The organism is Luteimonas sp. Soil_C_16 (assembly GCF_057657295.1).
The window spans coordinates 95,144-107,057 of the sequence record NZ_JBDGIS010000006.1 but is presented as its reverse complement, the minus strand read 5'-3'; the positions used below and the strand labels follow the sequence as shown (position 1 = coordinate 107,057).

10 protein-coding genes are annotated in these 11,914 nt (G+C 68.0%); 1 reads left to right on the top strand and 9 read right to left on the bottom strand.

Annotated features, from left to right (window positions below):
• Positions 1-45: 45 nt before the first annotated feature.
• The 6 genes from AC3A5T_RS12580 to purB form a co-directional block, all read right to left on the bottom strand.
• Complete coding sequence (locus AC3A5T_RS12580) at positions 46-2,886, bottom strand: 2-oxoglutarate dehydrogenase E1 component (RefSeq protein WP_487628866.1); 2,841 nt, start codon at positions 2,884-2,886, stop codon at positions 46-48.
• A gap of 199 nt (positions 2,887-3,085) precedes the next feature.
• A complete protein-coding gene (locus AC3A5T_RS12575) occupies positions 3,086-3,997 on the bottom strand; it encodes a GNAT family N-acetyltransferase (RefSeq protein ID WP_487628865.1) in 912 nt (303 codons plus the stop codon).
• Positions 3,994-5,214, bottom strand: a complete 1,221-nt coding sequence (locus AC3A5T_RS12570; protein WP_487628864.1) for a JmjC domain-containing protein — start codon at positions 5,212-5,214, stop codon at positions 3,994-3,996. The genes AC3A5T_RS12575 and AC3A5T_RS12570 overlap by 4 nt, the downstream gene beginning before the upstream one ends.
• 244 nt (positions 5,215-5,458) lie before the next feature.
• Complete coding sequence (locus AC3A5T_RS12565; protein WP_487628863.1) at positions 5,459-5,857, bottom strand: VOC family protein; 399 nt, start codon at positions 5,855-5,857, stop codon at positions 5,459-5,461.
• 16 nt (positions 5,858-5,873) lie between these two features.
• A complete protein-coding gene (locus AC3A5T_RS12560; RefSeq protein WP_487628862.1) occupies positions 5,874-6,404 on the bottom strand; it encodes a DUF3060 domain-containing protein in 531 nt (176 codons plus the stop codon).
• A gap of 76 nt (positions 6,405-6,480) precedes the next feature.
• Complete coding sequence (gene purB / locus AC3A5T_RS12555; RefSeq protein WP_487628861.1) at positions 6,481-7,863, bottom strand: adenylosuccinate lyase; 1,383 nt, start codon at positions 7,861-7,863, stop codon at positions 6,481-6,483.
• Positions 7,864-7,984: 121 nt separating this feature from the next.
• On the opposite strand from purB, the gene AC3A5T_RS12550 reads away from it, so the two are divergent.
• The gene (locus AC3A5T_RS12550; RefSeq protein WP_487628860.1) at positions 7,985-9,400 is read left to right on the top strand and encodes a class II fumarate hydratase; all 1,416 of its coding nucleotides are present in this window, start codon (positions 7,985-7,987) and stop codon (positions 9,398-9,400) included.
• Positions 9,401-9,481: 81 nt separating this feature from the next.
• On the opposite strand, the gene AC3A5T_RS12545 is transcribed toward AC3A5T_RS12550, so the two are convergent.
• From AC3A5T_RS12545 to AC3A5T_RS12535, 3 genes are all read right to left on the bottom strand, one after another.
• Positions 9,482-10,213, bottom strand: coding sequence for a hypothetical protein (locus AC3A5T_RS12545; RefSeq protein WP_487628859.1), 732 nt, complete (start codon positions 10,211-10,213; stop codon positions 9,482-9,484).
• 32 nt (positions 10,214-10,245) lie between these two features.
• Positions 10,246-11,100 (bottom strand): DUF4097 family beta strand repeat-containing protein, encoded by an 855-nt coding sequence (locus tag AC3A5T_RS12540; RefSeq protein WP_487628858.1) that lies wholly within the window; start codon positions 11,098-11,100, stop codon positions 10,246-10,248.
• Positions 11,101-11,214: 114 nt separating this feature from the next.
• Positions 11,215-11,883, bottom strand: coding sequence for a hypothetical protein (locus AC3A5T_RS12535; RefSeq protein ID WP_487628857.1), 669 nt, complete (start codon positions 11,881-11,883; stop codon positions 11,215-11,217).
• Positions 11,884-11,914 lie beyond the last annotated feature (31 nt).

The following is an 11,914-nucleotide window of genomic DNA, read 5'->3' as shown; positions in this document are numbered from 1 at the left end:
AAAAGCGTTGAATGTGGGGAATGGGTGAGCGGGGTACGCGCCGGATTACTCGGCGAGGACCTTGCCGGCGAGATCGTTCACCAGCGCATCGGCGATCAGCTGCGTCTGCTCGGCGACGTGGTCGTTGAAATGACCGACGGCGGGCGAGGGCGAACGTGCGCGACCGGCGTAATGCACCGACTGCTTGGCACCCGAGCAGAACTCGAGGTGATGCTTGATCTGGTACCAGGCGCCCTGGTTCTGCGGTTCTTCCTGACACCAGACGACTTCAGTGGCCTTCGGGAAGCGCTTGAGCTCGGCAGCCAGCAGTTCGCGCGGGAACGGATACAGCTGTTCCACACGCAGCAGTGCGACGTTGTCGAGGCCCTGCTTGCGCGACTCTTCCAGCAGGTCGTAGTAGACCTTGCCCGAACACGCGACCACACGCGTGACCTTCTTCGGGTCTGCGTCGGTGTCGGGGATCAGGTGCTGGAACTCGCCGTTGGCCAGTTCCTCGAGCGTCGAGACGGCCAGCTTGTGGCGCAGCAGCGACTTCGGCGTCATCACGACCAGCGGCTTGCGCGTGGTCATGCACAGCTGGCGCCGGATCATGTGGAAGGCCTGCGCCGGCGTGGTCGGCACGCAGACCATCATGTTCTCCAGCGCGCACAGCTGCAGGAAGCGCTCCAGACGCGCCGAGCTGTGCTCGGGGCCCTGGCCTTCGTAGCCATGCGGCAGGAACAGCGCCAGACCGCAGAGGCGATCCCACTTGGCTTCACCCGACGACAGGAACTGGTCGATGACCACCTGGGCACCGTTGGCGAAGTCGCCGAACTGGCCTTCCCAGATGCACAGCGTGCCCGGTTCCGACGACGCGTAGCCGTACTCGAACGCCATGACCGCTTCCTCGCTGAGCAGCGAGTCGATGATCGTTGCGTCTTCGGGGTTCTGCACCAGTTCGCGCAGCGGCATGTAGTTGCCGCCGGTCTTCTGGTCGTGCAGCACCGCGTGGCGGTGGAAGAACGTGCCGCGACCGCTGTCCTGGCCCACGAGGCGCAGGCGGTGGCCGGCGTCGAGCAGGGTGGCGTAGGCGAGGTTCTCGGCGAAGCCCCAGTCGCCCGGCTGTTCGCCGGTGGCCATCTTGCGGCGGTCGTCGTAGATCTTGGCGACGCGCGCCTGCAGGGTGACGGACTCGGGCAGCGTGGTGATCTGCGTCGCCAGTGCCTTCAGCTTGTCGACCGAGACGGTGGTGTCGAGCGTGTCGGTCAGGCGGCCGGCGAGATAGGGATCCCAGTCGATCGTCAGTTCGTAGTCGCTCGGCTTGGCGTCGGCCAGCTCGACCGTGACTTCGCCCGCGTCGAGCTTGTTGCGGTAGCCGTCGACGATCGCCTTCGCATCGGCCTCGGCCATCACGCCTTCGGCGACCAGCTTCGCGGTGTAGAGCTCGCGCGGGGTCTGGTGCTTGCGAATGACCTGGTACATCAGCGGCTGGGTTGCTGCCGGCTCGTCGGCCTCGTTGTGGCCGTGACGGCGGTAGCAGACGAGATCGATGACCACGTCCTTGCCGAACTGCTGGCGGAAGTCGTAGGCGAGCTCGGCGCAGTAGACGACCGCTTCCGGATCATCGGCATTCACGTGCAGGATCGGCGCGCCGACCATCTTGGCGACATCGGTGCAGTACAGCGTGGAGCGCGCGTCCTGCAGATCGCTGGTGGTGAAGCCGACCTGGTTGTTGATGACCACGTGCACCGTGCCGCCGACCGCGAAACCGCGGGCCTGCGACATCTGAAACAGCTCCATGTTGACGCCCTGGCCGGCGAAGGCCGCGTCGCCGTGCAGCAGCACCGGCAGCACGAGCTTGCGCTCGGTGTCGCGACGGCGGTGCTGGCGCGAACGCACGCTGCCGGCGACCACCGGGTTGACGATTTCCAGGTGCGACGGGTTGAACGCCAGCGCCAGATGCACCGGACCGCCGGGCGTGGCCAGATCGGCCGAGAAGCCCATGTGGTACTTCACGTCGCCGGTGTGGGCGCGATCGGTGTCGTGGTGGTCGAACTTGCCTTCGAACTCGTCGAACAGCTTGCGCGGGTTCTTGCCGAGCGTGTTGACCAGCACGTTGAGACGGCCGCGATGGGCCATGCCGATCACGATGTCCTTGACGCCTTCCTTGCCGGCGCGCTGGATCACGCTGTCGAGCAGCGGAATCAGCGCGTCGCCGCCTTCGAGCGAGAAGCGCTTCTGGCCGACGTACTTGGTGTGCAGATAGCGCTCGAGACCCTCGGCCGCCGTCAGGCGCTCGAGGATGCGCTTCTTCTCCGCTTCGCTGCGGGCGAAGCGGCCACCGGCATTCTCCAGGCGCTGGTAGAGCCAGCTGCGCTGTTCGAAGTCGGGGATGTGCATGAACTCCGCGCCGATCTGGCTGGAGTAGGTGGTCTTGAGCAGCGCGAGCAGGTCGCGCAGCTTCATCCGCGGCTGGCCGGCCACGCCGCCGGTGCTGAACTCGTCGTCGAGGTCGGCATCGGTCAGCTGATGGAAGGCCAGGCCCAGATCCGGCGGATTGAGCGGCGGCGCCAGATCCAGCGGATCGAGCTTCGCGCCGAGGTGGCCGCGCGAACGGTACGCCGTGATCAGACGGCCGACGTGGCGCTCGCGTTCGTCGCCGGCGCCGCCAGGCGTCGCCTCGACGATGCCGCGGGCGGCCTTGCGGCCTGCTTCGGCCACGGCCGAGAGCACTGCGGAATGGGGAACATCGCCGGCTTCACGACCCTTGAAAGCGTCGAACCACCGTTTCCAGTCCGAACCGACGCTGTCGGGATCGACGAGGTACTGCTCGTACAGGTCTTCGATAAAGGCGGCATTGGCGCCGAACTGGGAGGACTGCGCAAACTGCTTCAGGAGACTGTCCACGTCGGGGAATTCGGGCTCGTTTGGAGGGGGGCAGGGCCGGACCCGGAGCGATCTCCGGAAAACAGGCGGGATCTGGCGCGAAACGACGCCGCACAGTATACGCGCGTCGTTCGCCGCGATGCACCATCGGCGGCCCCCGGCGCGCGCGCAACGCAGCGTCCGCGGCGTGCCCGGACGACGTCGAAACGACGCAAACGCCTCAGATCCCCAGTGCGCGGAACTCGCTGCAGGCGCGTGAACGTTCCCACACCGGCGCGAACTGCTGCGCCAGCTGACGTGCGCGGCCTGGCAGATCGGTCGCCGCTTCACCATCGACGCGATGTCCGAGCGCGCGCACGTGGAAGCCGCCGGCGTCGTTGACCAGGAACGCACCGGCGTACTCGCGGTCCACCGGATCCTCGACCGCGCGGAAGGCGAACGCACTGCTCAGCCGCTGCGACAACGCCAGCCATGCGGAGCCGCGTCGCTGCACGGTGGCGGGATCGTGGAGCAGCACCTGGATCTGCACGCCGCGGCCACCGGTCGCGAAGCGACGCAGGGCGGCGAGCACGTCGGGATGATCGTAGAGGCCGGGGTCGAGATCGCGGGTGCGCAGCCACAGCGCGCGGCGCGCGGCGGACACGAGGGTGACAGTCGCATCGACGGCCGCGGCGAGATCGTCGACCGGGAACGTCGCGCCGGCGAGGCGGCGCATCGTGCGATGCGCGATGCCGGCTTCTTCGTAACGTGCGCCTTCGGCGACGAATCCGGCACGTGCGTACAGCGCCATCGCCTGCAGTTGCGCATGCAGATAGGTCTCGCGCAGGCCGGCATCGCGCGCGGCATCGAGCAGTGCACGCAGCATCGCATCGCCGACACCGCGACCGCGCCAGTCGCTGCGCACCGCGAGCCGGCCGATGCGGCCGTCGGGTGCGATGCGACCGGCACCGATCGGGGTGCCATCGGCAGCGGTCGCGAGGACATGCCGACTCAGGGCATCGAGCGCATCGCGTTCGAGGTCCGCGGGCACGCCCTGTTCGCCGACGAAGACCGCGGTGCGCACCGCGTGCGCCGCTGCCAGGTCACCGGCACCGGTGACGATGGCGACCCGGAACGGCGCCGCCGCGCTCATTCGGAATCCGCATCCAGCAGGGTGTAGTGCCCCTCGGCCAGCAGTTCGAGCACCGTCTCGCGTCCCGCACCCGACAGCGCCGCATACGCGCGGCCGTCGATCTGCGCTTCGGCGGCCAGCGTGCGCGCATCGCGTAGCGGCAGCGGCCACGCCGTGCCGGACACGAACAGGCGCGCGCCGTCCCCGGCACGACGCCAGGCCATCCGGCTGAAGGGATTGCGGTGCAGCACGGCCTGGCCCTGCGACAGCAGCCACTCGAGTTCGATGCGCGGCGGCGCTGCGCCGCCGGCCACCACCTGCTGCGCATTGCGGTAGCCGGTGATGAAGCTGCCGAACCAGTCGCCGAGGCGATCGGGGTCCTTCATGCGCATCACATTGAGCGCTTCGACGACGCGCGCCATCGCGTCGGCATCGATCTCGTTCGGATCGGCCGGCGGCTGCAGGGTCTCGTCGTGATAGCGGATCGATTCGTCGGCGTCCGCGGCCAAGGTGTCGATGTAGTCGCCCATCAGTTCGCTGACCGACGGCGCGCGCATGCCGACCGAGAACGTCAGGCAGGGATCCTCGGCCACGCCGTGGTGCGGCACCATCGGCGGCAGATACAGCATGTCGCCGGGACCGAGCACCCACTCGTGGGTCGGCGTGAACTCGCGCAGCAGCCGCAGTTCGACATCGTCGCGGAACGCCTGCGGCGGCACGCCCCGGCCCATCGCGTCGGACGCGTCGATCTGCCAGCGGCGGCGGCCCTGGCCCTGCAGCAGGAATACGTCGTACTGGTCGACGTGCGCACCGACCGAACCGCCGGTCGCGGCGAAGCTGACCATGATGTCGTCGATGCGCCAGCGCGGCAGAAAAGAAAAATGCGGCAGCAACGCGGCGACATCGGCGTCCCACTTGTCGACGTCCTGCACCAGCAGTGTCCAGTCGCGATCACCGAGGCCGGGGAACAGATCCTCGTCGAACGGTCCTGTCTCCACCTGCCAGCCATCGCGCGCCCGGTCGTGGCGGATCAGCCGTGACAGCGCCACTTCCTCGCAGGCCAGGCCGGCGAGATCCTCGGGCTGCAGCGGGCTTTCGAGGTCCGGAAACGCATTGCGGATCAGCAAGGGCCGCTTCTGCCAGTAATTGCGCAGGAACTGCTCGGCGGGCATGCCCAGCGGGCCGTCGCCGGGGAAGCGGCGGGCGTCGATTTCGAAGGGGAGGGGGGCTCTGCTCATGGGCGGGGAGCCTACGCGAAAACGGGGGCGGGCTCGACGGGTTCAGCGGTACGCACAGTGCTTCTTCAAGCACTTCTCTCCCGTTTCCCTGACGAGGTTGGATTCGTCAGACGCCTGAATCCCGTCATTCCGTCGCAGGCCTGAATCCAGTGACTTCGGCGCGTTGATAGAGACAAGTCACTGGATCCAGGCCTTCGCCGCGATGACGACCAGAGCGTAGCCAGCTATTTCGCATCCCATCGCGTCATGTCGCAACCGCGTCATACCCGCGCGCACTGAAGGCCAGCAGACACCATCCATGCCCGAACGGATCGGCCAGCTGCACGATCCGCCCGTAGGCCTCGTCGCGGATGGCGCCTTCCTGCACGGCGCCGGCGGCGAGCGCCCGGGTCAACGCCGCATCGAGATCGTCGACGACGACATCGAGGTGCAGCGGCATCCAGTGCCGTGCGTAATCACGCGGTGCGTTGCCTGCGCCGGTACTGCCTGCCGACTTGCGCAGCAGATACAGCGGCGCATCGGCGCCCAGCAGCTCCACGCCGTGTTCGCCGAAGCGCCGCGCCGGCGCCAGTCCGAACGCGGCGACGTAGAACGCCAGTGCGCGGTCGAGATCGTCGACGTCGAGATTGAGCAGGATGCGCATGGGTCTTCGCGCCGCGTCACATCACGCGATTGCCGGTGCCCGAATCCTCGAGCGCCGGCGTGTTGTCGGGATTGACGACGTTCGAGGCGCCGCTGAACGTCACCCGGTCGATCCGCCGCGCGAGCACCGTGTTGCGATCGCCGGAGATCTCCAGCGCGTCAACCTCGGTCAGGTTCAAGGTGTTGTCGGTGCCGCGGACGTCGACGTTGCCGACATGACTGTTGAGCACGGTCACCTGGCTGCCTTCCACCCGCACCGAGGTCGCATGTTCGACATTGACCGCGCCATCGGACGCCGTGATTACCACGGCGCCGCAGTCGCCGTTCAGGACGAGATCGAAGCCGTCTCGGGTGATCGCCACGTCCTGGCCGCTGCACTGCGCCCCGCTGGCCGGATCGGTCAGCACGCCGGACACCGCCGCGGATGCAACCTGCGACGCGGTCTGCGTCGGCGATGCGCCAGCCGACGCGTCGGCCGGTGACGGCTGTCGATCGCAGGCGGTCAACGAGAAGGCGGTGAGGCAGAGCAGCAGCGGCAGATGTCGCATGGCGGTCCCGTCGGCAAGTGAAGTCGCCGCGAGCCTAGCGACGCGAATGTTCAGTCCGCGTCGCGCTGTCGGACGGTCAGATTTCGCGGGCGAGCTGTTCGGCCAGGCCGGTGTAGCCGCCCGGCACCAGCTCACGCAGGCGCGCCTTGTCCTCGGCCGGCAGGTCCAGCCCGTCGACGAAGCTGCGCATCGACTCGGCGGTGATGCCCTGGCCGCGGGTCAGGGCCTTGAGCTGCTCGTAGGGGTTGGGCAGGCCGTGGCGGCGCATCACCGTCTGCACGGCTTCGGCCAGCACTTCCCACGAGGCGTCGAGATCGGCGGCCAGGCGCTCGGGGTTGACGCTGAGCTTGCCCAGGCCACGTTGCAGCGCATCGAGTGCGATCAACGTGTGGCCGAATGCGGTGCCCAGCGCGCGCAGCACGGTGGAGTCGGTCAGGTCGCGCTGCCAGCGGCTGATCGGCAGCTTGGCGGCGAAATGTTCGAACAACGCATTGGCGATGCCGAAGTTGCCTTCGGCGTTCTCGAAATCGATCGGGTTGACCTTGTGCGGCATCGTCGAGCTGCCGACTTCGCCTTCCTTCAAGGCCTGCTTGAAATAGCCCAGCGAGATGTAGCCCCAGATGTCGCGGCACAGATCGATGCCGATCGTGTTGATGCGCTTGTGCACGTCGCTGATCTCGGCGACGCAGTCGTGCGGCTCGATCTGGGTGGTGTAGGGATTGAACTCGATGCCCAGCGATTCGACGAAGCGCTGCGAGAACGCCGGCCAGTCGACATCCGGATACGAGACGACGTGTGCGTTGTAGTTGCCGACCGCGCCGTTGATCTTGCCGGTCAGCGCGACGTCCCACAGCTGTTCGCTCTGGCGCTGCAGACGGGCGACGACGTTCGCCAGTTCCTTGCCGACCGTCGACGGCGATGCCGTCTGGCCGTGGGTGCGCGACAGCAGCGGCAGCGCGGCGTGGTCGTGGGCCATTGTGCGCAGCGTCTGGATCAGTGTGTCGAGCGTCGGCAGCAGCACGTCCCGGCGCGCTTCGGACAGCATCAGGGCGTAGGACAGATTGTTGATGTCCTCGCTGGTGCAGGCGAAATGCACGAACTCGAGCGAGGGCGCCAGCGCGGCATCATCCTTGAGCTGCTCCTTGATGAAGTACTCGACTGCCTTGACGTCGTGGTTCGTGGTGCGTTCGATCGCCTTGACGCGCGCGGCATCACCGACCGAGAAGTCCTCGGCCAGCGACTTCAGGCGGGCGCGCTGCGCGTCGTCGAACGCGGGCAGTTCGGCGATGCCCGGCTCGTCGCCCAGCGCCAGCAGCCACTCGATCTCCACCCGCACGCGGGCGCGGATCAGGCCGTACTCCGAGAAGATCGGACGCAGTGCATCGACCTTGGTGGCGTAGCGGCCGTCGAGCGGCGACAGGGCGAGCAGGGCGGCTTCGGTCTTCTGGGTGTCGGACATGGGAGGCGTGGGGCGCAGCGGGCGAAGCCGTCATTTTAGCCTGTACGGCCCTCGCGTATCCTGCGGACACGACGCCAGCGACCGTGCCAGCCGAGTCATTCCCCCTCCTGGAGCCGAATCGATGCGCAAGACCCACGACGCGACTGCGTTCCGTACCGAACACGACAGCATGGGCGAACTGCAGGTGCCTGCCGACGCCCTGTGGGGCGCGCAGACCCAGCGCGCCGTGCAGAATTTCCCGATTTCCGGCCGGCCGATGCCGCGCGGTTTCATCCGTGCGCTGGGCCTGGTCAAGGCCGCGGCCGCCGAGGTCAATGCGGGTCTGGGCCTGCTGCCGGAGAAAGCCGGCAAGGCGATCCGCACTGCCGCGCTCGAAGTCGCCGACGGCAAGCACGATGCGCATTTCCCGGTCGACATCTACCAGACCGGCTCGGGCACCTCGTCGAACATGAATGCCAACGAGGTCATCGCGACGCTGGCGTCGACCGCGACGCGCAAGGTGCATCCCAACGATCACGTCAATCTGGGCCAGAGCTCGAACGACGTGGTGCCCACCGCGATCCGCGTGTCGGCGCAGCTCGCCGTCGTCGAAGACCTGCTGCCTGCCCTCAAGCATCTGCGCCGCACGATCGACAAGCGCGGCCGTTCGCTCGGCAAGGTGGTCAAGACCGGCCGCACGCATCTGATGGATGCGATGCCGCTGACCTTCGCGCAGGAATTCGGCGCGTGGTCCTCGCAACTGGCGTCCGCCGAAGCGCGCCTGAGCGACGCGCTCAAGCGTCTGCGCCGCCTGCCGATCGGCGGTACCGCGATCGGCACCGGCATCAACGCGCATCCGCAATTCGGCAAGAAGGTCGCACGTACGTTGTCGACGCTGACGCGCACCAGTTTCGACTCGGCCGAAGACAAGTTCGAAGGCATCGCGACACAGGACGACGCCGTCGAACTGTCGGGCCAGCTCAACGCGCTCGCGGTCGCGCTGATCAAGATCGCCAACGATCTGCGCTGGATGAACTCCGGGCCGCTCGGCGGTCTGGGCGAGATCGAACTGCCGGCGCTGCAGCCGGGCAGCTCGATCATGCCGGGCAAGGTCAATCCGGTGATTCCCGAGGCCACCGTCATGGTCGCCGCGCAGGTCATCGGCCACCACGCGGCGATCACCGTGGCCGGGCAGACCGGCAACTTCCAGCTCAACGTCGCACTGCCGCTGATCGCGGCGAATCTGCTCGAATCGATCCAGCTGCTGTCGAACGTCACCCGGCTGCTGGCCGACGACGCGATCGCCGGCCTGAAGGTGCGCCGCGAGAACGTCGACGCCGCGCTCGCGCGCAACCCGATCCTGGTCACCGCGCTCAACCCGATCATCGGGTACGAAAAGGCGGCGGCAATCGCGAAGCGCGCCTACAAGGAACAGCGTCCTGTGCTCGACATCGCCCGTGAGGACAGCGGACTGTCGGATACGGAACTCGATACCCTGCTCGATCCCGCCGAACTGACCAAGGGCGGCATCCACGAAGGCGCCAGCGGCGGCGGCTGAGTCTTCAAGGGTTTCAACAAAGAAAAGACCGGCCAATGGCCGGTCTTTTTCGTTTCGTGCACCTGGCGCCAGGTGCCAGCGTCATTTCGATGTCGGCTCGGCCGCGGCATCCGCTTCCGCGGCTTCGTTGTCGCGATGGACGACGGTGTCCTTGCGGCAGTCCTCGACGTCGATCGCATCCATCGTCGCGTAAGGCTGGAAGGCCGGCAGCGCGGCCGCGAGGGCCTGCTGCGAGGCGAGCAGCGGCGGCAGGTTGTCGCACAGCCTGTCGGCTTCGGCCTCCATCTTCGCGCCCTCGGCTTCCATGCGCTTCTCGAAGTCCGCGGACTCGCCCGACAGCGCGCTGGCGATCGCGCCCTTCGCGGCTTCGGCGCCGAGCTGGGCGCCCTGGATACCGATCGTGATGCCGGCCTCGGCGATCGCGATGATGTTGGCGCGATGCGCCAGTAGCAGTTCGCGTTGCGCGGCGTCGATCTCGACCGTCCTGCCGTCGACCAGGAAATCGCCAGCCGGACTGATCTCCGCCTTCGGCAGGTTGGACGTGCGCGTGTCGTCGCCGCCGAAGCGGAAGCCGTTGACGTTCAGTCCGCCGCCACCGCTGCCGCCGACGCTGATGTTCTTCTCGACCAGATCCTGGCGCGCCGTTTCCAGCGCGCGGCGGGTGGTGCGGGCCACGAAACCTTCCTCGGCCGGCGCCGTGGTGGCGTCACCGCTCGCGGGTGCGGGTGCTTCGTCACGCCCGCAGGCGGTCAGCGTGCCCGCGCAGGCGAGCAGCAGGGCCAGGGGCAGGGCGCGGGACGGGAAGGTCTGCATGGTCGGACTCCGGATATGTCTCTGTAGGAAGGTCAACGTTTGCGCGGCACGCTGACTGTGCCGCGCACGTCGCGGTGCGAGACCTCGCCGCTGCCCTTGGCCGCGACTTCGAGATCGCCGCCGATGCCGCGGGCATCGACGTCGCCCGAGCCGATCGAGCCGACGTGCACGCTGCCCTGCACGTCGCGCAGGTCGATGTCGCCGGAGCCGAGGCTGCCGATACGGACGTCGCCACCCGCGCCTTCGAGCTTGAAATCGCCCGAGCCGATGCTGCCGACTTCGACCGCGCCGCGGATGCGGCGGGCTTCGACGTCGCCCGAGCCGATCGACAGCACCTTGAGTTCGCCGGCCTCGTCGACGGTGATGTCGCCCGAGCCGACCTTGGCGGTCGCGCGGCCCTCGATGCGGCGCAGTTCGGCATCGCCGGATCCGACATCGGCGCTCGCCGCGGACACCCCGGTCACCCAGACATCGCCGGATCCGACGACGGTCTGCACCAGCACGTTTGCCGGCACCTGGCCGGACAGATCCATGTAGGCGTACTGGTTGCCCATCCAACCGGTCGAATTCGACGTGCGGCGCGCGATGACGGTCAGGGTGTCGCCCGAGCGCTGCTGCTCGAGCACCAGCGACGCCAGCATGGCTTCGCTCGATGCGCAGGCGCGGCCGCGCAGCGTCGCGTCCGGACGTGCGGCGCCTTCCACGCGCAACTTGCTGTTGCCGATCTCGAAGCGCACCGTGCGCACGCCGTCGAGCTGCAGCGCCAGGTCGCGCGGCTGGCTGTGCCGGCACTGCGGGCTGTCTTCGGCCTGCGCGGCGAACGGCAAAACGAGCGATGCGGCAATGAGCGTGGCGAGCAGCGGGCGAGCGGTGTGAGCTGGCGTCATGTCGTGGACTCCTTGGCGAAGTGACCGTCCCGCGGCAGTGCGGGGCCGGGATGCGTGGTGGCTGACGCTACCCTGAATCGATGGGTCTGCGCGAGCCGTCCGGCCATCGCGACCTCAGCGCCCCGCGAACTCGCGGCGGACCTCGTTGCGGCAGCTGTCGGCGTCCCGGGCTTCGAGCCGGGCGTAGGGCCGGAATTCCGGCAGATCGCTGGCGAGACGTTGCTGCGCGTCGCGCAATGCAGGCATGCGGTCGCAGATCAGCAGCACGCCGGGGCCGACGGTATTGCGCACGGTCCGCTCGATGCGCCGCTCCAGGCTGCCGGTCATCGCACCGACCATCAGCGAGAACACGCCGCGGTCGACGGAATCCACGGCGGCCAGTGCAGTGACCTCGCCGATGTCGATCCCGGCCTTGGCGACCTCGATGACCATGCCGCGGTAGTCGAGCAACTGGCGGCGCTGCGCCGCATCGATGGCGACGGCCTCGCCCTCGATCAGGAAGTCGCCCTGCGGGGTGATCTCGGCCTTCGGCAGCGCCGGTTCCGTCTTCGTCTTACGGTTGCGGCGCGCATCGCCATTGGCCTGCAGGCTGTGGGTCACGTCGAGATTCTCGGTGTCGAGTTCGGCGCGGGCCTTGGCGAGATCGGTGCGGATGTCACGCCGGGCGTCTTCCAGATCCCGGCGGATCTCCTCGCGCACGCCGCCGCTCTCGGGCGGCGCCGACCAGGCGGCCAGCGGCAGACACAGGGCAAGGGCGAATGCGGTGAAGGCTGCAGCTTTCATGGGTGGTCTCCGGAATCAGGCGATGGCGAGG